Annotated in this window: 16 protein-coding genes and 1 other RNA gene; 9 read left to right on the top strand and 8 right to left on the bottom strand. The window is 74.2% G+C overall.

Going from position 1 to position 24,757, the window contains the following annotated elements:
* Positions 1-4: 4 nt before the first annotated feature.
* The 6 genes from AB0N63_RS24485 to AB0N63_RS24460 all read right to left on the bottom strand — a co-directional run bounded on the left by AB0N63_RS24485 (position 5) and on the right by AB0N63_RS24460 (position 12,975).
* A complete protein-coding gene (locus AB0N63_RS24485) occupies positions 5-2,296 on the bottom strand; it encodes a CDP-glycerol glycerophosphotransferase family protein (protein WP_365531445.1) in 2,292 nt (763 codons plus the stop codon).
* Between the two features lie 224 nt (positions 2,297-2,520).
* Positions 2,521-4,833: a CDP-glycerol glycerophosphotransferase family protein gene (locus AB0N63_RS24480; RefSeq protein ID WP_365531443.1), complete on the bottom strand. Its 2,313-nt coding sequence runs from the start codon at positions 4,831-4,833 to the stop codon at positions 2,521-2,523.
* Between the two features lie 177 nt (positions 4,834-5,010).
* Positions 5,011-5,916: a carbohydrate ABC transporter permease gene (locus AB0N63_RS24475; protein ID WP_365531441.1), complete on the bottom strand. Its 906-nt coding sequence runs from the start codon at positions 5,914-5,916 to the stop codon at positions 5,011-5,013.
* Positions 5,913-7,271 carry a sugar ABC transporter permease gene (locus AB0N63_RS24470; protein WP_365531439.1) on the bottom strand — a complete coding sequence of 453 codons (1,359 nt, stop codon included), beginning with the start codon at positions 7,269-7,271 and terminating at the stop codon, positions 5,913-5,915. Before AB0N63_RS24470 ends, AB0N63_RS24475 begins: the two co-directional genes overlap by 4 nt.
* Positions 7,272-7,349: 78 nt before the next feature.
* Positions 7,350-8,753 carry an ABC transporter substrate-binding protein gene (locus AB0N63_RS24465; RefSeq protein ID WP_365531437.1) on the bottom strand — a complete coding sequence of 468 codons (1,404 nt, stop codon included), beginning with the start codon at positions 8,751-8,753 and terminating at the stop codon, positions 7,350-7,352.
* Between the two features lie 436 nt (positions 8,754-9,189).
* On the bottom strand, positions 9,190-12,975 hold the full coding sequence (locus AB0N63_RS24460) for an FHA domain-containing protein (RefSeq protein WP_365531503.1): 3,786 nt from the start codon (positions 12,973-12,975) through the stop codon (positions 9,190-9,192).
* A gap of 440 nt (positions 12,976-13,415) precedes the next feature.
* Between AB0N63_RS24460 and AB0N63_RS24455 the strand changes: the two genes are divergently transcribed.
* From AB0N63_RS24455 to AB0N63_RS24440, 4 genes are all read left to right on the top strand, one after another.
* Positions 13,416-15,092 (top strand): serine/threonine-protein kinase, encoded by a 1,677-nt coding sequence (locus tag AB0N63_RS24455; protein WP_365531436.1) that lies wholly within the window; start codon positions 13,416-13,418, stop codon positions 15,090-15,092.
* Between the two features lie 162 nt (positions 15,093-15,254).
* The gene (locus AB0N63_RS24450; RefSeq protein WP_365531434.1) at positions 15,255-16,496 is read left to right on the top strand and encodes a serine/threonine-protein kinase; all 1,242 of its coding nucleotides are present in this window, start codon (positions 15,255-15,257) and stop codon (positions 16,494-16,496) included.
* Between the two features lie 49 nt (positions 16,497-16,545).
* On the top strand, positions 16,546-17,661 hold the full coding sequence (gene prfB / locus AB0N63_RS24445; protein WP_365531432.1) for a peptide chain release factor 2: 1,116 nt from the start codon (positions 16,546-16,548) through the stop codon (positions 17,659-17,661).
* Positions 17,662-17,962: 301 nt separating this feature from the next.
* Positions 17,963-18,706 (top strand): hypothetical protein, encoded by a 744-nt coding sequence (locus AB0N63_RS24440; RefSeq protein WP_365531430.1) that lies wholly within the window; start codon positions 17,963-17,965, stop codon positions 18,704-18,706.
* Positions 18,707-18,799: 93 nt separating this feature from the next.
* Here the strand turns inward: AB0N63_RS24440 and AB0N63_RS24435 are convergent, their stop codons facing one another.
* Entirely contained in the window at positions 18,800-18,994 is a 195-nt protein-coding gene (locus AB0N63_RS24435; RefSeq protein ID WP_009188904.1) for a hypothetical protein, read from the bottom strand.
* Between the two features lie 258 nt (positions 18,995-19,252).
* On the opposite strand from AB0N63_RS24435, the gene ftsE reads away from it, so the two are divergent.
* The 5 genes from ftsE to ssrA all read left to right on the top strand — a co-directional run bounded on the left by ftsE (position 19,253) and on the right by ssrA (position 23,306).
* A complete protein-coding gene (gene ftsE, locus AB0N63_RS24430; protein WP_009188903.1) occupies positions 19,253-19,942 on the top strand; it encodes a cell division ATP-binding protein FtsE in 690 nt (229 codons plus the stop codon).
* A 32-nt stretch (positions 19,943-19,974) separates the two neighbouring features.
* The gene (ftsX, locus tag AB0N63_RS24425) at positions 19,975-20,892 is read left to right on the top strand and encodes a permease-like cell division protein FtsX (protein WP_009188902.1); all 918 of its coding nucleotides are present in this window, start codon (positions 19,975-19,977) and stop codon (positions 20,890-20,892) included.
* A 68-nt stretch (positions 20,893-20,960) separates the two neighbouring features.
* Positions 20,961-22,139 carry a S41 family peptidase gene (locus AB0N63_RS24420; protein ID WP_365531427.1) on the top strand — a complete coding sequence of 393 codons (1,179 nt, stop codon included), beginning with the start codon at positions 20,961-20,963 and terminating at the stop codon, positions 22,137-22,139.
* Positions 22,140-22,216: 77 nt separating this feature from the next.
* A complete protein-coding gene (gene smpB, locus AB0N63_RS24415) occupies positions 22,217-22,696 on the top strand; it encodes an SsrA-binding protein SmpB (RefSeq protein WP_365531425.1) in 480 nt (159 codons plus the stop codon).
* Positions 22,697-22,904: 208 nt separating this feature from the next.
* Positions 22,905-23,306: a transfer-messenger RNA gene (ssrA, locus tag AB0N63_RS24410) on the top strand.
* Positions 23,307-23,377: 71 nt separating this feature from the next.
* Here the strand turns inward: ssrA and AB0N63_RS24405 are convergent.
* Entirely contained in the window at positions 23,378-24,715 is a 1,338-nt protein-coding gene (locus AB0N63_RS24405) for an MFS transporter (RefSeq protein WP_365531423.1), read from the bottom strand.
* Positions 24,716-24,757 lie beyond the last annotated feature (42 nt).

Raw genomic sequence — 24,757 nt, 5'->3', positions numbered from 1 at the left:
GTCGTCAGCTCCTTACGAGGGTGGCCGCGGGGGCCGGAACACGCCGGGCGAGGGGCACCACGGGCGGCAGGGCCTCGGGCGGTTCGCCGAGGAAGACCCGGCGCACGACGCGCTCGGCGGCCCGCCCGTCGTCGTACTGGCAGAACCGCTCCCGGAACACCGCCCGCAGCGCCGCCGAGCGGGCGCCCGCGTACGAGCCGTCGCGGAACACGCGGGCCAGTTCCCCGGGGGTGCGCGCCACCGGTCCCGGCGGGCACTCCATCAGGTCGAAGCAGACCCCCCGCGTCTCCCGGTACACCTCCCAGTCGTCGGCGTAGACCACCATCGGCCGGTCGAGGTTGGCGTAGTCGAACATGATCGAGGAGTAGTCGGTGACCAGCGCGTCGGCGGCCAGGCACACCTCCTCGGTGGAGCGGTGCCCGGTCACGTCGATGACCCGGCCGCTGCTGCGCCGCCCGCCGTGGTCGTAGAAGTAGTGGGCGCGCAGCAGGACGACGACGTTCTCGCCGGCCGCCGCGCAGAACGCCTCCAGGTCGAGGCCGGTCTCGAAGCCGGTTTGGTGGTCGCGGTGGGTGGGGGCGTAGAGGACGGCTGTCGCACCCCGCGGGACGCCGAGCGCGCGGCGGGCGCGGGCCACGGCCCCGGCGTCCGCCGTGTAGTAGAGGTCGTTGCGCGGATAGCCGTACTCCAGCGCCTCGTAGGCGCCCGGGAAGGCCCGCTCCCACATCTCGGTGGAGTGGCGGTTGGCGGAGAGGTTGTAGTCCCAGCGGTCCACGCGGCGCAGCAGTTTGGTGAAGCTGCCGCTCTGCGCGGCGACCACCGGGTACGTCGACTGGTCGCAGCCCATCGTCTTGAGCGGCGTGCCGTGCTGGGTCTGGAGGTGCACGCTTCCGGGGCGCTTGACGACGGCGTCGGCGAAGTTGGCGTTGTTCACCAGGAACTTGGCGCGGGCCAGCACCTTCCAGTACCGCACCGAGCCGATCACCGCGCGGTCGACGCCCTCGGGCACGGCGTGTTCCCGGCCGGGCTCGACCAGGAACACCGCGCGCAGATGCGGGGCGAGTTCGCGGGCTGCGGCGTGCAGGGCGGCCGGGTTGCAGGCGTAACCGCGGCCCCAGTACGCGCAGTAGACGACGAGGTTCTCGTCCAGCGGGCGGTGCAGGTGCCAGCGGTAGACCAGGCGGGCGCCGAGGGCCCGGGCGCGTGCGGCGACGGCGGCCCGCGCCCGCCCGGCCCGGGCCCCGGCCCGCCCGGTGGCGCACAGGGCGCGGAAGAGGGGGTGCGCGAGGGCGACGGGGAGCAGGCGCGTGAGCGCGACGTGCCGGGCGAGGCGGGGGGCGGTGTCGACGCTGGTGCCGGGGTAGCCGCCCGGCGGCGCGGTGCGGGCCGTTCGGTCGCGGCCGTCCGGCCGGGGTGTGCGGGCCGGGCCGTGGCGGCGGTGCAGGGCGCGCGTGCGGCGCAGGAAGGCGCGGCGGCGGCGCGCGGGCACCCGGGACGGGTGCGCGGCCGTCTCCAGTACGGCCGCCAGGACCTGGTCGAACAACGGCGCGTACCGCCGCGCGTCGAGGCCCCGTTCCGCGGCCCGGACGAGCACCCGCTCGGACTGGTCGAGGAGGTCGAACTGGTGCTCGCCCGGGAGTGCGAGCCGGCTGCCCTGCCGGCGTTCCCGGTGCCGTACGACGGCCCGGCGCAGTACGGCGATCCGCTCGGCGGCCACGGTGACCAGCCCGCCCCAGCCCAGGTCGGTGTGGTGCCCGGCGGGGAAGGCGAGGCCGTGGCCGGTGACGAAGGCGCGGCGGTAGGCGGCGCTCCAGGCCGGCCACCGCACCCCGGTCAGCCACGGGACCTCGCCGGGCGCGACGGCGGACGCGGGCGCATCGGCGGGCAACCGCCCGGCCGGACCCGTCGGCGCCCCCTCCCACCAGGGCGTCCGCTCGTGCTCGAAGTACAGCGCGTCCACCTCGCCGGTCTCCGCCAGCCGCCCGGCGAGCGCCGAAAGCGCGCCCGGCAACAGGAGGTCGTCGCCGTCGAGGAACAGCAGATACGCGCCGGTCGCCGCCCGCAGCCCCGCGTCGCGCGCCCCGGCGAGCCCCGCCGCCGGCGGCGAGTGCACCACGCTCACCCGCGCGTCCCGTCCGGCGCGTCCCGCGGCCACGTCGGCGGCGGGGGCGCCGGGCGCGTCGCACACCGCGATCAGCTCGAAGTCGCCGAAGGACTGGACGAGGACCGAGTCCAGCGCCTGGGACAGCCGGCCGGCCACCCCGTGGGACGGGACGATGATGCTGAAGCGGGGCATGCTGCTCTCTCTGTCGTTGCCGTGGCCCGGCCCACCCGCCGGTGCGCCGGCCCGCCGTTGCGGCGCGTGACCTGCCGTTGCGGCGCGGCGGCCGGCGGGCCGGGTGCGCCGTCGCGCGCGGGCGTCCGCCCGGGACGGCCCGACGGCCGCCAGGTGGAGGGCCGGGTGGGCGTGGACCGCGTCGTGCCGGGTCGCATACGGACTCCCGGAAGGACAAACGGCGTTCAGCGGCTCTCGGTGACGGTCTGGGGGCCGGCGGGTTGCGGCACGGTGGCGAGCCGGGAACGCCCGTGCGCCGTGGCCGCCCGCGACGGCACCGGATGCCTGCGCCCGGGCGGGACGACGGGCGGCAGCCCGGACGCCTCGTCCCGCTGCCCCAGCACCACGTGCCGCACCACCCGCTCGGCCGCGCGGCCGTCGTCCCAGGGGCAGAACCGCTCCCGGAACGCGGTCCGCAGCCGCGCGGAGCTCGAACCGCGCCAGTCGTCTCCGCACAGCAGGTCGGCCAGCTCGTCCGCGGAGTGCGCGACCGCGCCCGGCGGACACTCCCGCACGTCGAAGTAGACGCCCCGGACCGCCTCGTACGCCGCCCAGTCGTCGGTGAGGAGCACGATCGGCCGGTCGAGGTTGGCGTAGTCGAACATCAGCGAGGAGTAGTCGGTGATCAGCGCGTCGGAGGCCAGGCACAGCTCCTCGACGCTCCGGTGCCCGCTGACGTCGATGACCCGGCCCCCGCCCCCGGCCGCACCCGCGCCGTCACCCGCGAGCGGCCCGCCGGAGTCCGGCGGGCCGTCGTGGAAGTAGTGGGCGCGGGCCAGGACGACGAAGCACGGGCCGAGGCGGCACAGCAGGCGCTCCAGGTCCAGCGGCGGGTGCTGGGTGCGGCGGTGGTCGCGGTGGGTCGGCGCATACAGCAGCGCGACCGAGCCCTCCGGGACGCCGAGCTCGGCGCGCAGCCGGGCCACGTCCACCGAGGTCGCCCGCTGGAACACGTCGTTGCGCGGGAGGCCGTACTCCAGGGTGGTGTAGCGGCCGGGGTAGACGCGCTCCCAGGTGAGCGTGGTGTGCCGGTTGCCGGACAGGACGTAGTCCCACTTGGCGGTGTTGCGCAGCAGCTCGGCGAAGTCCGTGCCGCGGGCCGCCGCCGGGTGCTCCTGGAGGTCGAGGCCCATGTGCTTGAGCGGGGTGCCGTGCTGGGTCTGGACGAACACCTGGGCGGGGCGCTTGACCAGGCGGCGGTCGAAGTTGACGTTGTTGACGAGGTACTTGGAGCGGGCGAGCGCCGTCCAGTACGCGGCGGTGCCCGGCGTGAGCCGGCGCACGCCCGCCGGGACCGTGTCCAGGTGCTCGGGCCGGGCGATCCACGCCGTGCGGATGTGCGGCGCGAGGTCGCGGAACGCCGCCTCCAGCGCGCCGGGGCTGCAGCCGTACCCACGCCCCCAGTACGCGGCGAACACGGCGCGGTCGGCGCGCACGGGCAGGCACAGTTGGACGCGGTAGTGCGCCTGGAGCAGGGCGGAGCGCAGGGCCCGCGGCACGCCGGTGGCCGCGGCGGCGGTACGGCGGCGCAGGGCCGCGGCCACCAGCAGGGTGCGGAAGACGCGGTGCAGCCCGAGCCGGACCAGGGCGTGCCGCAGCCGGGTGCGCGCGGCGGGCCGGGGGCCGGGGGCGCGGTGGCGGCGGCAGTGCGCGCGGGCCCGGCGCCAGAACTCCCGGCGGCAGCCGCGGGGCACCCGGCCGGGACGCGTGCCCACCGTGCCCAGGTGGTCCACCATCCGCCGGTACAACGCCGGCCGCCAGCGGTCGAGTTCGGGACGCCGGTCGAGGAACGCGAACAGCCGGTCGTACTGGTCGAAGACGTCGAGGTGCCGACGGTCGGCGGTGCCCAGGATGCTGCCGGGGCGCTGCCGGTAGTGCACGCACACCCGGTCCAGGGTCGCGATCGACCGCGCAGTCAGCAGCACCGGGTACGTCCACGGCGTGTCCTCGTAGTAGCCGGCCGGGAAGGAGAGGCCCTCGCGGGCCACGAAGTCCCGTCGGCAGGCCTTGTTCCAGGCGACCATCAGCACCCGCAGCAGCTCCGGCCGGTCGGCGAGCCGGAACGGTGCCGGGCCGTCGTGGGCGAGCGGCGCGCGGAACTCGTCGGGGACGGCCCGGCCCGTCCAGTCGGTGCGGGCGAAGCCGTAGACCAGGACCTCGGGGTCGCCGGTCGCCGCCAGCCGGTCGGCGATCGAGCGCAGCGCGCCCGGGGCGAGGGTGTCGTCGCCGTCCAGGTAGACCAGGTAGTCGCCGCTCGCCTCGGCCGTCCCGGCGTTGCGCGCCGGACCGAGCCCGCCGTTCGCGGGCAGGTGGACGACGCGGACGCGCGGATCGCGGGCGGCGAACTCGTCGAGGACGGCCCCGCAGGCGTCCGGCGAGCGGTCGTCGACGGCGATCAGTTCCAGGTCCGTGAACGACTGGGTGAGCACCGATTCCAGGCACTGGTGCAGATACGCCTGGACCCGGTACACGGGCACGATGACACTGAACCGGGGCAAGGGTCCATCCAAGGGTCGGCGCGGGCGGTCGGCCCCGTCGTCACGACGGGGCTGTGCCCGGCAACGGCCGATGGAGTGAATCGGTTACGGTTCGCTGCTGCATGTGGGGGACAGCGGGTGAACGGAAAGGGGCGGCCCGGTGTCGGACCGCCCCGTCCTTCTCGCCTTCGTGTACGGCTACTTGACCGCGCCCGCCATAACGCCGGAGACGAACTGCCGCTGGAACGCGAAGAACACGGCCAGCGGAATCACCATGGAGATGAACGCCCCGGGCGCCAGGACGTCGACGTTGTTGCCGAACTGGCGCACCTGCGTCTGCAGGGCGACCGTGATGGGCTGGGTGCCGGACTTGGTGAACACCAGCGCGACCAGCATGTCGTTCCACACCCACAGGAACTGGAAGATGCCCAGGCTCGCGATCGCCGGCCCGCCCAGCGGCATCACCACTTGGGCGAACAGGCGCAGTTCGCCCGCGCCGTCCAGCCGGGCGGCCTCCAGCAGCTCGCGCGGGATCTCCGCGAAGAAGTTCCGCAGCAGGAACACCGCGAACGGCAGCCCGTAGCCGGTGTGGAACAGGACCACCCCGAGGATCGAGCCGAACAGGCCGATCCTGCCGAAGAGTTCGGCGATCGGGATGAGCGCCACCTGCACCGGCACCACCAGCAGCCCGACCACCGCCAGGAACCACCAGTCGCGGCCGGGGAACTCCATCCACGCGAACGCGTAGCCCGCCAGCGAGCCGACCACCACGACCAGGATCGTCGCCGGGACGGTGATCAGGGCCGTGTTCAGCAGGGAGTTGGCGATGTCGCTGTTCTCCAGCAGCTTCTGGTAGCTGTCGAAGGTGAGCTGCGAGGGCTTGGTGAACACGGTCCACCAGCCGTTCGCGGCCATGTCCTGCGGCGAGCGCAGCGACGACAGCAGCAGACCGATCGTGGGGACCAGCCAGAACAGCCCCACCACGATCAGGAACACCCGGACCAGCCCGCCGCTGACGATCTCGGCGAGCCGGGCTCCCAGTGACCGCCCGGCCTCGGCGGGCCGGGGCGAGGGAACCTTCGTGACGGCCTCGGTCGTGGTCATCGCCGCACCTCCCGCCTCAAGCGCCTCATGTTGAACAGCATCACCGGGATCACCAGCAGCAGCAGGAACACCGCGATGGCGCTGGCGACGCCGGGCCGCCCCTCGGAGAAGCCCTTGCGGTACAGCTCCAGCGCCAGCACGTTGGCGTCGTCCTGGGAGGAGCCGGGCGCGATGATGAAGACCAGGTCGAAGATCTTCAGCACATTGATCATCAGCGTGACCGCGACGACCGCGAGCACCGGCGCCAGCAGCGGCACGGTGATCCGGCGGAACACCTGCCACTCGTTCGCGCCGTCCACCCGCGCCGCCTCCAGCAGCTCGCGCGGCACCCCGGCGAGCCCGGCCGCGATCAGCACCATCGCGAACCCGGCCCACATCCAGACGTACGCCCCGATGATGGCCGGGGTGACCAGCGACGGGCCGAGCCAGTCCACCCCGTTGTACGGGGCCTTGAAGTTCTCCGCCGGCAGCCGCAGCCGGGCGCCGTCGGCCTCGGCGGGCAGCGTGAACGTGCCGTCGGCGGCGGCCTTCGCGCTCGCCACCACCTTGCCGTCCTTCACCGCCTCGACGCGCATCCCGTCGTAGCCCAGCTCGGACGGGTCCACCCCGCCGAGCCTGCCGACGCCCTTGCCGCGGGTGAAGTCCTGCCAGGCCGTGCCGGTGATCTTCCCCGGCTCGGGGTCCGCCCGGACGGCCCGCTTCGCGCCGTCCGGCATCTGTTCGGGGGCCACGCCCACCAGCGGCAGCGCCACCCACTGGCCGGTGTGCACCGGCGCGGTGGTGAGGAAACCGCCGTGGTCGGGCGTGAGCGGCGAGTCGCGGCCCGGGTGGGCCTTCGGGAACGCGGAGGACTGCGCGAAGGTGTCGTGCACCCCGACCCACACCGCGTTCGCCACGCCCTTGTCGGGGTCCTGGTCGTAGACCAGCCGGAAGATGATCCCGGCCGCCAGCATCGAGATCGCCATCGGCATGAAGACGACCAGCTTGAACGCCGTTCCCCAGCGCACCCGTTCGGTCAGCACCGCGAAGACCAGGCCGAGCGCGGTGGCGACCGTCGGCGCGAACACCACCCAGATGACGTTGTTCTTCAGCGCGGTGCGGATGCCGTCGTCGGTGAAGAGGGCCTTGTAGTTGTCGAAGCCGGCGAAGTGGTCGCCGGAGGAGTCGTAGAAGCTGCGGACGATCGAGTACCCGATCGGGTAGACCACGAGCGCGCCGAGCAGCACCAGGGCGGGCAGCAGGAACAGGGCCGCCACGAGCCTGCGGGTGCCGGTCACGCTCTTGCGGCCGCGGGGCGCGGCGGGAGGCGGTGAGGCGGGGGCGGGCGAGGCCCCCGCCGCCGTGGCCGACGTCATCGCCCGGCCCGCCGTCGTACCCGGCCGGCGCGGCGCTCCGGGTGCGCCGGACGTACGTCGTGTGCGCGTCCCATGGGATCAGCTCCCGCCGCCGTACGCCGCCGCCGCGTCCTTCTCCAGCTTCGCCTGGGTGCCCGCCACGTCCGACGGGTTCTTCAGGAAGTCCTGGAGTTCCTTCCACTCGCCCTTGCCCGGCGTGCCGCCGAACGCCTGCGGCGCCTGGTCGGACATGTCGAAGCGGAAGTCGTCGCCGGAGGCGATCAGCGCCTTGGCGATCGTGCGCTGCACCTCGTTCGGGTACGCCGACTCCGGCACGTTCTTGTTCGGCGACAGATAGCCGCCGAGCTTCGCCTGGATCGTCGCCGCGTCCGGCGAGGCGAGGAAGGTCATCAGCGCCTGCGCCGCCTTGGAGTCCTTCAGGATCACCGCCGCGTCGCCGCCCGACACCACCGGCGCGCTCGCCCCGACCGCCGGGAACGGGAACACCTTGGCGTCCGTGCCCACCTTCGCCTTGGTCTCACCGATGTTGACCTGCGCGAAGTCGCCCTCGTAGACCATGGCGGCCTTCGGCTGGTCGCCGCCGGTGAAGGTCTGGGTGACCGACGCCGGGAACTCCGTCTGGAGGGCGCCGTCCGGGCCGCCCGCCAGGTAGTCCTTCTTGGACCAGATCTGCGCGAGGGTGGTCAGGGCCTGCCTGACCGACGGATCCGTCCACTTGATCTTGTGCTGGGCGAGCTGGTCGTACTTCTCCGGGCCCGCCTGGGAGAGGTAGACGTTCTCGAACCAGTCGGTCAGCGTCCAGCCGTCGGCGCCGCCCACCGAGAACGGGGTCACCCCGGAGTCGTAGACCTGCTGCGCCGTGGACAGCAGGTCCTTCCACGTCTTCGGCTCGCTCGCCCCCGCGTTCTCCAGGGCTTTCGCGTTGTACCAGATCAGCGACTTGTTGGCGGCCTTGTAGTAGACGCCGTACTGCTTGCCGTCGACCTTGCCGATGTCCTGCCAGCCCTGCGAATAGTTCTTCGAGAGCTGCGCCTGCGCCTCGGCGCCGACCGGCTTGGCCCACTTCTTCTCGACGGCCTGCTTGATGGCGCCCGGCTGCGGGAGCAGAGCCACGTCCGGCGGCTGACCGCCCGCGATCTTCGAACCGAGGAAGTTGATGATCGGGTCCTGGGCGGGGACGAAGGTGACCTTGGCGCCGGTGCGCTGGGAGAACTCCGCGAGCACCTTCTTGAAGTTGGCCTGTTCGGCGCCGGTCCAGACGGCGGCGACCTCCAGGGTCGTGCCGTCCAGCTTCGGCAGGGTGACGGTCGAGCCGGTCTCCGCGCCCCCGCCGCTCGCCTTGCTGCTCTCGTCGCTGCCGGTCTTCTTGTCGTCGTCGCCTCCGCCGCACGCGGTGAGGGAGAGCGCGAGGGCTCCCGCGGCGACGACCGCCGCGGCCCTGGCCGCCCTGCGGGTGCGGGTGGTGCTGTTCGTGCTGCGCATCAATGCCCCGTTCTTCGTTCCTCGTCGAACGCCGAGCGCTGTTTCGTGCGCTCTGGTCTACGCCGGGGCATGGGCGTCGGCAAGAGCATCCCCGGTGTCCCGAGGACGATCGTTAACACGTCGTGACTCTGCGTCAGAGGCGGTCGTCACAAGGGGCGTTGAGGCGCGTGTGACGCGCGTCAAGCGGGGCGGAGGGGGGTAGCAGGAGGGGTTGGGGGTCGCCGGGAGGGGGCGGCTGGGGGGCGGCGAGTGCGGGAGCCGGCCGTGCGGGCGGGTGGGCCGGGGGCACGGCGACGGCTTCGGGGGCGCGGCGGGTGTGCGGCGGGTGTGCGGGGGTGGCAGGTGTGCGGTGCGGGCGCCGCGGCGGGGCGAGGTGCCGGGCGGGCCGAGGCGGCGGGCCGGACCCAGGCGGCGGGCCGGGCGGGCCCGCCCGGGGTCAAAGCAGGGACGGGACCTCCGCCGCCGACACCTCCCGTGCCGCCCGCTCCAGCGCGCTGGCCAGCAGGGCCAGGTCCGTCGGTCCGTTGCCCAGTTCCCGCACCGGGCGGCGGGCCGGCGGGTCGCCCATGCGCTGCCACTCCAGCGGGACGACCGTGGGCCGCTGGGTCGCCGTGCGCGGGATGCGGCCCGTGACCCGGCCGCCCTGGAACGGCGTCACCCGGCCGTCCGGCCCGGTCAGCCGGCCGCGTCCGGGCGCCGGCTCGCCCCTCAGCTCCCGGTCCCGGTCGAGCGGGGCGGCGGCGCCGCGCCCGCCGGCCGGGGCGTCCAGCGCCACCCGCAGCGTGGCCCGGCGGGCCGGTTCCGTCTCCGCCGTACGGCCGCCGGGCGCGGTCGCCGCCACCAGGTGGACGCCGAGCCGCTCACCGTCCCGGGCCACCGCCTCCAGCGCGCGTATCACCGAGCCGGCCGCGGGCCGCCCGGGCGAGCCGAGCGCGGGGGAGACCAGGAGGTCCAGGTCGTCGACGACCACGACCAGCCGGGGCAGCGGCGGCACCACCGCGGCGCGCGCACGGGCGGCGGCGGGCCGCAGCCGCAGGGTGGAACTGGGCGGGGCGTCGAGATCGCCCGCACCGGCGGGCGCCCCCGGATCGGCGGCACCGGACGGACCGCCGCCCACCGTCGCACCGCCCGCCGCCTGATCCGCCGGCCTCGCCCGGTCCGGGGTGCGGTCCGGCGCCGTACGGCCGGGCGCGGTGCGCTGGGCGACGATCCGGCCGGACACCTCGCGCCGGGTGTGCCACTCGGCGAAGCCGGACAGCCCCAGCAGCTCGGCCCGCCGCTTCAGCTCGGCGCTCAGCGACTGCGCGAACTCCCGCATCCGCACCGGGTCGTTGGCGGTGAGATGCGTCGTGACATGCGGCACGTCCGTACAGACGCGCAGCCCGTCGCCGTGTCCGCCGCCCGCCTCGACGCCGTCCCGGCCGTCCACCAGGACGATGCCGAGCCGGTCCGGGCGCTCCGCCGAGGCCAGCGAGGCGACGGCGGCGCGCAGCAGCTCCGTACGGCCGCTCCCTGCGGGGCCCTCGATCAGCAGGTGCGGCCCGTCGGCCACCAGGTCGGCGCAGACCGGCCCGCGCGGACCGGCGCCGAGTATCAGCACGGCCCGCCCGCCCAGGGCCCGGGTGTCGTCGGCCGCGTCCGCCCACCGCGCCAGCAGCGAGGCGGGGGTGGCGCGGGCGAGCCCCAGTTCGTCCAGCAGCCGCGCCGACAGCGGCAGCGGCGCGGACACCCGCGCGGGCCGGTCGCCGCCGGCCGCGTCCGCCGCCCGCAGCGGGGCCAGCGCCCGTGCGAACCGCTCCGCCCACGCCGGGGACACGGCGTCCACGACGCCGACCGTGCCGGGGGAGACGGGCGTGGGCGACTCCGGGTGCTCTTGCGGGTGCGCGGCGGGTGCCGTACCCGTGCGGTACGCCTCCGTCCCCGCGCGCGCCACGCGCATCAGCCGCAGCGCCGTCGCCACGTCGCCGCTGAGCAGCGCCACGGCGCCGCACTCGCGGAACACCGGCGACACCGCGCAGGCCGCGTCGTACGTCTCCGTCACCGGCGACGCGGGCGAGGCGGGGGCCGCCTCGGCCAGACACAGCACGTGGATCCCGGCCCGCGGCCCCTCGTGCGCCAGCCGCGCCACCGCCTCGCGCACGGAGGCCCCGCCCGGGTCGCCGTCCACGACGACCACGGTGTACGGCCCCGGGAACTGCGCGGCGGCCGGGTCCTCGTCCCGCACCCAGGAGGGCCGCCTGCCCTCGGCCTGCTCCTGCGGGGCGTCCGGGGCCGGTCCGGGGCGGTGGACGCCTGACAGGTGGTCGTCCAGGCGGCGCAGCAGTTCGTCCGTGCGGGCCGCGGCCTGGTCGCGGTCGTGGGCCAGCAGCAGCCGGCAGTCCTGGCCGTGTCCCGGCCGTACGTGCGGGAGCCAGCCGAGCCACGCCCACTCGGCGGTGCGCTCCTCCTGCGCGCGGGCGCGGTCGGTGCTGATCAGGACGATCTCGAGGGTCTCGGGGGAGTGCAGCGCGGCGAGCTGGGCCAGCACCGCGCGGGCCAGCCCGGACAGCCGCTCGCGCGGCCCGGCCAATCCCAGCGCGCCGACCTCGCGCAGCCCCACGGTCACCGGCACCGCCGGCAGCAGCCGCCCCGAACCGTCGGGGGCCGGTCGGTCGGCCGTGCCCAGCCGGACCGCCAGCGCCTCCGGGTGCCCCGGGCCGCGCTCCCACAGCCGGGGGCCGGGACCCAGCGCGGTCAGCAGCAACGCCGCCGGGTCCGGCCACGTCTCCGGCAGTTGTGGGCCCGCGTACACCGCGGGCGCCTCGCCCCGGGCGGGCGGCATGGCGTCGCCGTACGTCCCGCCGCGGGCCGCCGCGCTCTCGCCGCGCCCGCCGGTCAGGCGCCGCGCCCACGCGCCGAGCCCGCCGCGCCTGCGCAGGCCCTGCGGCACCTCCGTGCCCCGCAGGGGCGTGCCCTTGCGGCCCCGCTCCTCGACGCCCGCGTCGCCTCCGGCGGGGGCGTCCGGGTGGTCGGCGAAGGCGTCGGCACGGCCGCCGGCGCCGAGGCGGCCCGCGTGGGTGTCGCCGCCGTGGCTCTCGATCCGGGGCGCGCGGCCCTGCGCGGGCACCGCGGGCGACCCGGCGAAGCCGTGCTCCTCCCGGCCTTCCGCCGAGCGTGCCGTACCCGCCGGGCCCGGTGCGCCCCACGCGCCGGCCGCGCCCGTCGTCCGGGCCGTGTCCGCGGCGCCGTGGCCGCCGGCCGCCGCTCCCGTACCGGCGTCGAGGCCCGGCGCCGCACCGGTGCCCGCGGCCGTCGCCGCGTCCGCGCCGGAACCCGTGCCCCCGGCCGTCGCCGCGTCCGCGCCGGAACCCGTGCCCCCGGCCCCCGCACCGCCGCCGCCCGGCACGCGCGCGTGCACGTCACCCGCGTACGCCCCACCGGACCCACCGGCACCTGCCGCACCCGAGGAGCCGGCGCCTGCCGGAGAACCCGCGGCACCCGCCGCGCTCCCGGAGCCCCCCGCCGCGCCCCCCGCGACCCGCACATGCCCCTCGCCGTCCGGCGCCGTCGCGACGCGCGCCGCCGGGCCCGCCGCCGGGGTCAGCCGCAGGGCCGACTCGCCGATGCGCAGCAGCGCGCCCGGTGCGAAGCGGACGGGGCGGTCGCCGAGCGGGCGGCCGTCCAGCACCGTGCCGTTGGTGGAGCCGAGGTCGGCGACCGAGACCCGGCCGTCCGGGGCGACCGTGACCGCGCAGTGCAGCCGGGACACGTCGGGGTCGTCCAGCGGCACGTCGGCGTCGGCGGAGCGGCCGACGGTGATCCGGCCGCCGTGCAGCAGATGGACCCCGCCCGCGTCCGGGCCCGCGACCACGTGCAGCTGGGTGGGGGCCTCGTCCAGTTCGGGGTGCGGCTCGGCCTCGGCGGGCGCGCCCAGGGACAGCACCGCGCCGTCCAGCAGGGGCGGCTCGCCGAGCGTGCAGCGCTGCGCGTCCAGCCGCTCCGCCCCGGCGTACAGCACGACCGCGCCCGCGCCGGGCTCCCGGCCGCCGCGCTCGCCGCCCGCGCGCTGGCCGCCCCGCTCGGCCGTCGTACCGCTCTCGCCGCCCACCACGGCGGCCAGCGCCGAGGCCACCGCGGCCAGGGCCGTGCCCGCGGGGGCGGTGACCAGGACGTCGCAGCTCGCGGCGCGGCCCAGGGCCGTGGGCGGGCCCAGCGGGTCTACGACGGTCAGCCGGATCTGCATCGCCGTCAGCGGTCCCTTCTGCGCGGGCGCCCGGGGAACGGGGAGGGCGAAGCCGCCCTGCGGTCCCCCACCGCGGGCCACCCCCCACCGCCGCACGAGCACGTCGGCCAGTAACTGGCAGCATCCTCGCACCTGCCACTGACACCGCGCCCGCCGCCCAGCGCCAAGTGATCTTGATTGGTCGGCTCTGACCCCAAAAGTGCCGGACCCGTGCCCGGCGAATGTCTGCTTGATACCGCCTTGAGATCGCTCACGTTCGCGTGCGGGCAACCAACGGCCCCGAGTCGGGCGTCTTTCCTTCGAACATGTACGGCGTCCCCCGCGTACGTCGTCCACAAGAGCCTGAGCGACGACGAGGAGCGGCACTACAGTGGGGCGGAAACCCGCGGGGCCCCACCGGGCGCGGGGGACAGGCAAGCAAGCAGCAGGGAGCACATGACGTGCGGCCGGTAGGCAGCAAGTACCTGCTCGAGGAGCCGCTCGGTCGCGGCGCCACGGGCACCGTCTGGCGAGCCAGCCAGCGAGAGACCGCGGGCGCCGAGGCGGCCGTGCCCGGCCAGCCCGGCGAGACCGTCGCGATCAAGGTCCTCAAGGAGGAGCTGGCGAACGACGCCGATGTCGTGATGCGGTTCCTGCGGGAGCGCTCCGTGCTGCTCCGGCTCACCCATCCCAACATCGTCCGGGTCCGCGACCTGGTCGTCGAGGGCGATCTGCTGGCCCTGGTCATGGACCTCGTGGACGGCCCCGACCTCCACCGCCACCTGCGCGAGAACGGCCCCTTCACCCCGGTCGCCGCCGCCCTGCTCACCGCCCAGATCTGCGACGCGCTGGCCGCCAGCCACGCCGACGGGGTGGTCCACCGGGATCTGAAACCGGCCAACGTGCTGCTGAAGCAGGACAGCGGGCAGCTGCACCCGATGCTGACCGACTTCGGCATCGCCCGCCTCGCCGACTCGCCCGGCCTCACCCGCACCCACGAGTTCGTCGGCACGCCCGCGTATGTCGCGCCCGAGTCCGCCGAGGGCCGCCCGCAGACGTCCGCCGTGGACATCTACGGCGCCGGCATCCTGCTGTACGAGCTGGTCACCGGCCGGCCGCCGTTCGCCGGCGGCTCCGCCCTGGAAGTGCTGCACCAGCATCTGAGCGCCGAACCGCGCCGCCCCTCCACCGTCCCCGACCCGCTGTGGACGGTGATAGAGCGCTGCCTGCGCAAGAACCCCGAGGAGCGGCCCGGCGCCGAGAACCTCGCCCGCGCCCTGCGCGTCGTCGCCGAGGGCATCGGCGTGCACGCGAACGCCGCGCAGATCGCCGCCGCCGAGGGCGTGGGCGCCCTGCTCGCCCCCGACCCCGACCCGGCGACCGTGCCCGCCCCGGACGGCGTGCCCGGCGCCGCCGACCCCACCCAGGTGCTGCCGCACGGCCAGGGCGCACCGGCGTACGACCCGAACGGCGCGACCAGCGTCCTGCCGCACACCGGCGGTCCGGCCGGCGCCGCCGACCCGACGAGCGTCCTGCCGCACACCGGCGCGCCCGACCCCACGCGCATGATGCCGCCCGTGCCGCCGGGTCAGCCCGGCCAGCAGGGGCAGCAGCAGCCCGACCAGCCGCACCCCTGGCAGTCCCAGCTGCGCGCGGCCCGCGACCGCAACGAGCAGACCCAGTACCTCGACCCCGGCGAGGACCCGCTGCGCCGCCGTCCCCAGCGGCAGGTCGCCCGCCCCCAGCCCCAGCAGCAGCCCGGCTACGGCTACGGCCACCCGCAACAGCAGCCGCAGCCGCAGCAGTACGCCCCCGCCCCGCAGCGCCGCCAGACCCCGCAGCCGCAGCCCCAGGCGCAGCCCCAGCGGTACGCGCCGCCGCCCGCCCCCGAGCCCCGGCGGCCCGCGCGCGAGCCGCGGCCGCCGCGCCAGCGCAGCGCCAACCCGATGAAGATCCCCGGACTCGGCTGCCTGAAGGGCTGTCTGTTCACCCTCGTCATCCTGTTCGTCGCCGGCTGGCTGGTCTGGGAGCTGAGCCCGCTCCAGAGCTGGATCGGCACCGGCCGGGGCTACTGGTCGGAGCTGAGCCACTGGTTCAGTCAGGCCACCGACTGGGTCAAGAACCTGAGCGGCAACTGAGGCCACCACCCGCCGGACGCCGTCCTCGCCCGGCCCGCGCGCCCCCCCGCGCCGCGAGTCGGGAGATTTGTCGACATCCGGCGGGTGATTTCGGCCTCCGCGGTGAAGGTTGCCGTTCCGGACGCGTAGCCTCAGCCGCAACACGCGTCTGTAGGAGCAGTCTTGGCACGGAAGATCGGCAGCCGGTACACCGCGAACCAGATCCTGGGCCGGGGCAGCGCCGGCACGGTGTGGCTCGGCGAGGGCCCCGACGGGCCCGTCGCCATCAAGCTGCTGCGCGAGGACCTGGCCTCCGACCAGGAGCTCGTGGGCCGCTTCGTGCAGGAGCGCACCGCCCTGCTCGGCCTGGAGCACCCGAACGTCGTCTCCGTGCGCGACCTCGTGGTCGACGGCAACGACCTCGCCCTCGTCATGGACCTGGTCCGCGGCACCGACCTGCGCACCCGGCTGGAGCGCGAGCGGCGACTGTCGCCCGAGGCCGCCGTGGCGATCACCGCCGACGTGGCCGACGGACTCGCCGCCGCCCACGCCGCGGGCGTCGTGCACCGCGACGTCAAGCCGGAGAACATCCTGCTCGACATGCAGGGCCCGCTCGGCCCCGGCGGCGCACACCCCGCGCTGCTCACCGACTTCGGCGTGGCGAAACTCATCGACTCGCCCAAGCGCACCCGCGCCACGAAGATCATCGGCACCCCCGACTACCTCGCCCCCGAGATCGTGGAGGGCCTGCCCCCGCGCGCCGCGGTGGACATCTACGCCCTCGCCACCGTCCTGTACGAGCTGCTGGCCGGCTTCACCCCGTTCGGCGGCGGCCACCCCGGCGCCGTGCTGCGCCGCCACGTCACCGAGACCGTGGTCCCGCTGCCCGGCATCCCCGACGAACTGTGGCAGCTGATCGTCCAGTGCCTGGCCAAGGGCCCGGCCTCCCGGCTGCGCGCCTCCGAGCTGGCCGCCCGGCTGCGGGAGCTGTTGCCGCTGCTGGCCGGGATGCCGCCCCTGGACGTGGACGAGCCCGGCGCGGAAGCCGCGGAGGGGGAGCGGGACGAGGCCGTGCCCGCCGAGCCCGCGCCCGCCGGGGACCGGGTCCGCCGCCGCGGCGCCGTGCCGCTGGTGCCCGGCGCCAGGCCCGACTCCAACCGCGACACGCACACCTCCATGCGGGTGCCCGCCCCCGACGAGCTGGCCGGCCCGGCCCACGGCACCGCCCGAGCCCCGCGCACGCCGGGCGCGCCCCGCCCGGGCTCAGCCCGCCACCGCACCGCCGCCCGGCGCCGCCGGATCACCCTGAGCGTGGCCGGCGCGCTGCTCGCGGCGGCCGTGGGTGCGGGCGCCTGGTGGGCCGCCTCGGGCGACGATCCCGCCGCGCCCCAGGACACCCGGCACTCCGCGCCCCAGTCGCCCTGACCCCGCCGCCCGGCGTTCCCCGCCCGGCGGAGCCGTTACGCTGGAGGGCGTGGCAGTCGTCGACGTATCCGAAGAGCTCAAGTCCCTCTCCTCGACCATGGAGTCGATCGAGGCCGTTCTGGACCTCGACAAGCTGAGGGCAGACATCGCCGTGCTCGAGGAGCAGGCGGCCGCGCCGTCCCTGTGGGACAACCCGGACGAGGCGCAGAAGATCACCAGCAAGCTCTCCCACCTCCAGGCCGAGGTCAGGAAGGCCGAGGCGCTGCGCGGACGGATCGACGATCTCGCCGTGCTCTTCGAGATGGCCGAGGAGGAGGACGACCCGGACACCCGTGCCGAGGCCGAGTCCGAGCTCGCGGCCGTCAGGAAGGCGCTGGACGAGATGGAGGTCCGCACCCTCCTGTCCGGCGAGTACGACGCCCGTGAGGCCCTGGTCAACATCCGCGCCGAGGCCGGCGGCGTCGACGCCGCCGACTTCGCCGAGAAGCTCCAGCGCATGTACCTGCGGTGGGCCGAGCAGCGCGGCTACAAGACCGAGGTCTACGAGACGTCGTACGCCGAGGAGGCCGGCATCAAGTCGACCACCTTCGCCGTCCAGGCGCCGTACGCCTACGGCACCCTCTCCGTCGAGCAGGGCACGCACCGCCTGGTGCGCATCTCCCCCTTCGACAACCAGGGCCGGCGCCAGACCTCCTTCGCGGGCGTGGAGATCCTGCCCGTGGTCGAGCAGACCGACCACATCGAGATCGACGAGTCCGAGCTGCGGGTGGACGTGTACCGCTCCTCCGGCCCCGGCGGCCAGGGCGTGAACACCACCGACTCCGCGGTGCGCCTCACCCACCTGCCCACCGGCATCGTCGTCTCCTGCCAGAACGAGCGGTCCCAGATCCAGAACAAGGCCACGGCGATGAACGTCCTCCAGGCCAAGCTGCTGGAGCGGCGCCGCCAGGAGGAGCAGGCCAAGATGGACGCCCTCAAGGGCGACGGCGGCAACTCCTGGGGCAACCAGATGCGTTCCTACGTCCTCCACCCGTACCAGATGGTGAAGGACCTGCGCACGGACTTCGAGGTCGGCAATCCCGAGGCCGTGTTCAACGGCGAGATCGACGGTTTTCTGGAGGCCGGCATTCGCTGGCGCAAGCAGCAGGAACAGCAGAGCAAGTAAGAACAGAACGCTTTGTCGACAAGGCAACCGCCGTGCTCAGCGCGGAGGTTGCCTTTTTCATGCCCGCGTGTCCGGGTTTTGCGTCACCTTCATATCCCAATTCCTCCGGCAAAGAGCGCGTACCGGGACATCGCGTACGCAACGACCTTGACGTTGCTTTGAAATATGGGAAGGGTTAAGCGCGGCATGCGTATCTGCGGGGCGCATGTGAACCGGGGGGCTTCATTCGCACAGCTACCTCCGTCGATCACGGCCCCGAGCGCGGCCTCATCGACGATCAGCTACTGGGGGTAGCAACTACATGACAAAGAAGACGCGGATCCGTGTCGCGCGCATAGCGGCGGGCGCGATCGTCGCCGCGGGTGCTTCGCTGATGGTCGCGGGCGTCGCTTCGGCCGACCCGGGCCCGGGTGACGAGCCGACCCCGTGCGACATCGTGATCGACCCCACGTGCGACGACTCGGGCGGTACCCCGTCCGAGCCCGGTGACGGCGGCACTCCGACCCAGCCGGGCGACGGCGGCACTCCGACCCAGCCCGGTGACGGCGGCACTCCGACCCAGCCGGGCGACGGCGGCAGCACTCCGACCCAGCCGGGCGACGGCGGCAGCACTCCGACCCAGCCGGGCGACGGCGGCGGCACTCCGACCCAGCCGGGCAACGGCAACGGTGGCGGCCAGGGCGGCAACGGCGGCGACCAGGGCACCGGCGGCGACCAGGGCGGCAGCGGCGGCGGCAACGGGACCGGCGGCAACCACGGCGGCAACGGCGGCGGCAACGGGACCGGCGGTTCCGACACCACCGGCGGCACCACCCCGGACGGCGGCGGCGCCGCCCCGCAGGAGCAGGGCACCTCGGCCCTCACCGACACCGGCGAGACCAGGAACACCGCTCCGCAGGGCAACGGCAACGGCAAGGAGCTGGCCGAGACCGGTGCCGGCGAGACCACGTTCCTGCTGATCGGCGCCGCGACGATGATCGCCGGCGGCATCGGCTTCCGGGTGCTGCCGCGCGTCATGGCCGGCCGCGACGGCGCCGCCGCCTGAGCGTGACCACCGCCCCACGGGGCGTGTGCGGCGACTGACGCCGAGGGGCCCGGAGCGCACCGCTCCGGGCCCCTCGCTCGCTTGCCGCTACCGCTACGCCGTCTGGTGCGCCAGCAGCGCCACCGCGGCGATCAGCACCGCCAGCAGCGCGATCAGCGCCATCGGGTTCAGTCCCGCGAGGAAGTTGTTCTCCTGCTGCAGCCGCTCACGGTTCGCACGGCACACCGGGCACCGGCCCTCGCTCACGGGCGCGGCGCAGTTCGCGCACACCAACCGGTCGTACGTCATGCGCTCGCCCTCCTTGCACCGCCGGTCACACCTGGACAACGCCCGCGGACGCGCGAACGTTCCCTTCTCCACAATGCCAGGTTCCCCGGCTTTCAGCGCGGGGGTCCCCGAAAGCCCCGTACTCCCCGCGGCGCCCGTACGCGTCCGGGGCCCGGACAAACCGTACAACTGTCCCGCAACCCGTACCGGCGACTGCGCGGGCGCACCGGACTCGCGTATGGTCACGCTCATCTACCCCCGGCGACCCGTGGTGCATCCGTGATCCGATTCGACAACGTGTCCAAGGTCTACCCCAAGCAGACCCGCCCCGCCCTCAGGGATGTCTCCCTGGAGGTCGAGAAGGGCGAGTTCGTCTTCCTCGTGGGATCCTCCGGCTCCGGAAAGTCCACCTTCCTGCGGCTCATCCTCCGCGAGGAGCGGTGCAGTCACGGTCAGGTGCACGTCCTGGGCAAGGACCTCGCGCGCCTGTCCAACTGGAAGGTGCCGCAGATGCGCCGCCAGTTGGGGACGGTGTTCCAGGACTTCCGCCTGCTGCCCAACAAGACGGTGGCGGAGAACGTCGCCTTCGCGCAGGAGGTCATCGGCAAGTCGCAGGGCGAGATCCGCAAGTCCGTGCCGCAGGTGCTCGACCTCGTCGGGCTCGGCGGCAAGGAGGACCGGATGCCGGGCGAGCTGTCCGGCGGTGAGCAGCAGCGCGTCGCCATCGCCCGGGCCTTCGTCAACCGGCCCAAGCTCCTGATCGCCGACGAGCCCACCGGCAACCTCGACCCGCAGACCTCCGTCGGCATCATGAAGCTGCTCGACCGGATCAACCGGACGGGCACCACCGTGGTGATGGCCACCCACGACCAGAACATCGTGGACCAGATGCGCAAACGCGTCATCGAGCTGGAGAAGGGCCGCCTCGTCCGCGACCAGGCACGCGGCGTCTACGGCTACCAGCACTGAAGAGTCCACTCGGAAAGGCTTGACCAGACGCCATGCGCGCCCAGTTCGTCCTGTCGGAGATCGGTGTCGGTCTCCGCCGCAACCTGACGATGACGTTCGCCGTCATCGTCTCCGTCGCCCTGTCGCTCGCCCTGTTCGGCGGGTCGCTCCTGCTGAGCGACCAGGTCGGCAAGATGAAGGGCTACTGGTACGACAAGATCAACGTGTCCATCTACCTCTGCAACAAGAGCAACGCGGAGTCCGACCCCAACTGCGCCAAGGGCGCGGTCACCGAGGACCAGAAGAAGTCGATCCTCGCGGACCTGCAGAAGATGACGGTGGTGGACAAGGTCACCTACGAGTCCCAGGACGAGGCGTACAAGCACTACAAGGAGCAGTTCGGCAACTCCCCGCTGGCCGCCTCCATCACGCCGGACCAGATGCAGGAGTCGTACCGCGTCAAGCTGAAGAACCCCGAGCAGTACCAGGTCATCGCCAGCGCCTTCAACGGCCGTGACGGCGTGCAGTCCGTGCAGGACCAGAAGAGCATCCTGGACAACCTCTTCACCCTGCTCGGCTATCTGAACCTGGCCGCGCGGGGCGTGATGGCGGTGATGCTCACCGTGGCGATGCTGCTGATCGTCAACACCGTCCGCGTCTCCGCGTTCAGCCGGCGCCGGGAGACGGGCATCATGCGCCTGGTGGGCGCCTCCGGCTTCTACATCCAGGCGCCGTTCATCATGGAGGCCGCCGTCGCCGGGCTCATCGGCGGCATACTGGCCTCCTCCTTCCTGGTGGTCGTGCAGTACTTCGTGATCGACCACGGAGTGTCGCTGTCCACGAAGCTGCCGCTCATCAACTTCGTGGGCTGGGACGCCGTCATCACCAAGATCCCGCTCATCCTCGCGGTGAGCTTCCTGATCCCGGCCCTTGCCGGTCTTCTGGCGCTGCGCAAGTACCTGAAGGTGTGACGGATGCCAACGGGCCGTACGGGTCAACCCGGCGTACGGCCCCGGGGCGTTGTCCTACACTCACCGGCATGCCCGGCCGTGACCTCTTCTGTCAGCCCCGCCGCCCCCGCGCCGGGGCGACCCTGACCCTGGTCTTCGCCGGAGTGCTCGTGGCCGGCGCGGCGACCGGGTCGCTGCCCGGCGCGCGGACCGGCGCCGGCGAGCGCAAGTCGTCGCAGGACACGGTCCGTTCGGCCCCCGCCGCCCAGGAGCAGGTGACGCGGGCCGCCGCCGAGGCGATGGCCGCCGGCAAGTCCCCCATGGAGGCCGCCGAACGGGCCGTCAGCCGCAGCGGCGACCGCTGGGGCGCCGTCTACTCCCCGGGCGACTACCAGGAGTTCCAGGAGGCGCTGGACGGCCGGTACACCGGCGTCGGCCTGTGGGCGCGGCGCGAGCGGGACGGCCGGATCGACGTCACCAAGGTGCAGACCGGCTCGCCCGCCGCCGACGCCGGGATCCGCGCGGGCGACCGGCTGCGCAGCGTGGACGGCGAGAAGACGGACGGACTGCCCGTCACCGAGGTCGTCGCCTTACTGCGCGGCGACGCCGACGACGCGCCCGCCGGGACCCCCGTCACCCTCGGTCTCCAGCGCGGCGACCGCCAGTGGACCCGGACCCTGCGCCGCGCCCGCCTGTCCACCGACTCGGTCACCGTTCGGCGGCTCGCCGGCGGCGTGAGCGTCATCAGGATCTCCGCCTTCACCAAGGGCGCCGGCGACCAGGTCCGCGCCGCGGTGCGCCGCGCACCGGCCGGCCAGGGCCTCATCCTGGACCTGCGCGGCAACTCCGGCGGCCTGGTCACCGAGGCCGTCGCCGCCGCCTCCGCCTTCCTCGACGGCGGTCTCGTCGCCACCTACGACGTCGACGGCCGGCAGCGCGCCCTGCACGCCGAGCCCGGCGGCGACACCACGAAACCCCTGGTCACGCTGGTCGACGGCGGAACGATGAGCGCCGCCGAGCTGCTCACCGGCGCCCTCCAGGACCGCGGGCGGGCCGTCGTCGTGGGCTCGCGCACCTTCGGCAAGGGCTCCGTGCAGATGCCGAGCCGGCTGCCGGACGGGTCCGTCGCCGAGCTGACCGTGGGCCACTACCGCACCCCGGCGGGGCGCGCCGTGGACGGCCGGGGCATCACGCCGGACCTGCCCGCGGACGGCGACGCGGTGACACGGGCCCAGACGGTCCTCACGGGCCTCGGCGACCCGTCGTAGCCGGCCGGCGCCCCGCCCGGCCCGCGCCGAATACCCTTTCCGCCCAGCGGCCCCGTAGTGCAAAAATGGGCGGCACTATGGCTAAGGAAAAAGGGCGCAAGCTGATCGCGCAGAACAAGAAGGCGCGGCACGACTACCTCATCCTCGACACCTACGAGGCCGGACTGGTCCTCACCGGCACCGAGGTGAAGTCGCTGCGCCAGGGACGGGCCTCGCTGGTGGACGGCTTCGTCCAGCTGGACGGCCACGAGGCGTGGCTGCACAACGTGCACGTGCCCGAGTACAGCCAGGGCACCTGGACCAACCACAGCGCCCGCCGCAAGCGCAAGCTGCTGCTGCACCGGCTGGAGATCGACAAGCTGGAGGCCAAGTCCCAGGAGTCGGGTCACACGATCGTGCCCCTCGCCCTGTACTTCAAGGACGGCCGCGCGAAGGTCGAGATCGCGCTGGCGAAGGGCAAGAAGGAGTACGACAAGCGGCAGACCCTGCGCGAGAAGCAGGACCGCCGCGAGACCGAGCGCGCGATGTCGGCGGTCCGGCGCAAGCAGCGGGCGTGAGGCCCGCCGGGCAGGTCCCGCCCCGGGAATGCCCCGGCGGCCCATGGCGTTGGACCGAAGGCCACGGTGAGCGACCGCGGCGGGGCGGACGCCGGGAATAAGCTGGCAAGGACCCGCGTTGGTCACGTACGATGGCACAAGCACCGCGAGGCCGGTGCGAGCCCCCTCTCCGGAGGGGCCCTCCTCGGAGGGTTTGAAAAAACAACATGGGGATGATCGGTTTCGACAGCGGCTGTCGAAGCAGGGGAAGCGTGTCGAGGAAGCGGCCATGATCTCGTAAACCACAGGCCGAAAAAAATAATCGCCAACACCAAGCGCGATTCCTCCCAGCAGGCCTTCGCCCTCGCTGCCTGATCTCAGGTAGCGATCGCGAGCCTCCTACTAAAGGGAGTGTCAGCCCGGGGATGTTCCCGACCCGGATCCTGGCATCGACTAGGGGACTAAACCTTGATCCCGGTCACGGGGTGAAGAGGGAAACCAAACAGTGACTGAGCCCGTCGGAGACTTGTCCGCGTGATCTCCGGGGCCGAGAAAAGCGAAGCGGACTGCACACGGAGAAGCCCTGGTTCCGCACCGTTGGACGCGGGTTCGATTCCCGCCATCTCCACTCACCCACACCGGGTACCCCATGTGGGCGAAGGCCCCGACGCTTCCGAGCGTCGGGGCCTTCGCCGTGTGCGCTCAGTCCCGTCGGACGGCTCGGCCCTGCCGGGGCTCCCGCTGCGTCAGGGACAGGAGCAGGGCCGTCGCCGCCGCTGCGATCGGGATCGTGTAGCCGGCCGTCGGGGTCAGGTGTTCCACCGTCCAGCCGCCGGTCGCGCTGCCGCAGGCGATGCCGCCGAGCAGGCCCGTCACCGCCAGGGTCATGCCCTCGTTGAGGCGGCCCTCCGGGGTGCGCTGCTGGACCAGGGTCATAGTGGTGACCATGGTCGGCGCGGTCGCCGTGCCCGCTGCCAGGAGCGCCCCGGCCAGTACCGGCAGCGAGCCGGTCAGGGCGGCGGCCAGCAGCGGCAGCGACATCAGCGCCGTCATCGCCGCCACGCACCACGGCAGCCGCCGGGCGGCCGGACCGCCGGGCCGCAGCGCCCCGTACACCAGCCCCGCCACGCACGACCCGGCCGCCTGCAGCGCCAGCGCCACGCCCGCCGCCGACCGGTGGCCCCGCTCGTCCGCGAACGCCACCGTCACCACCTCCATCGAACCGAACACCGCCCCCATGGCGACGCACACGGCCAGCTGCGCCGGCATGCCGGGCGCGCGCAGCGGAGCCTTCGCGCGGGTGCGCGGGCGTGGCGGCGGCTCGGTCGAGCGCTGCGCCGCGAACAGCAGCACGCCCGCCAGCAGCAGCACCGCACCGGTCAGCGTGCCCGCCTCCGGGAAGAAGGCGCCGGTGAGGAAGGCGGCGAGTACCGGGCCCAGCATGAAGCACAGCTCGTCGGCCGCCTGCTCGAAGGAGTTCGCGGTGTGCAGGGCGGCGGGGTCGCCGCGCAGCAGGTGCGCCCAGCGGGCCCGGGACATGCCGCCGGTGTTCGGGGTGGTCGCGGTGGCGGCGTACGCTGCGAAGAGCGTCCAGTCGGGCGCGCCGCAGCGTACGCACAGCACCAGCGCCAGGCTGCCCAGCACCGCGCAGACCGTGGCCGGCACCGCGACGCGGGCCTGGCCGTGGCGGTCCACCAGGCGGGCGACCCAGGGCGCGGTCACCGCCGTCGCCGCCAGACCGGTGGCGGTGACGGCCCCGGCGAGGGCGTACGAGCCGCGCGCCCCCGCGATCATCACCACCGCGCTCACCCCGAACATGCCCGACGGCAGCCGGGCGACCAGGTTCCCGACGGTGAAGGCACGGGCGCCGGGGAGGGCGAAGAGGCGACGGTAGGAGGGGGCGGGCGTGGCGACCGTGGCGGCGGGGCCTTCGTCCGGTGCGCCGGAGCCCTCGGTCGGCGTCCCGGCGGTGGGTGCGGGCGGGTCGGTGGGGTGGGACCTCTCGGTCCGGTCGGGGGCTTCGGGCGTCCTCGGTGGCATGGGCTCACCGTCGCCCCGGGCGGGGCGAGGGGTCCAACACCT

It is taken from the genome of Streptomyces sp. NPDC093260 (assembly GCF_040683715.1).
Lineage (GTDB): Bacteria > Actinomycetota > Actinomycetes > Streptomycetales > Streptomycetaceae > Streptomyces > Streptomyces sennicomposti.
Note: the sequence above shows the minus strand (reverse complement) of the source record. Positions and strands in the feature narration are given on the sequence as shown.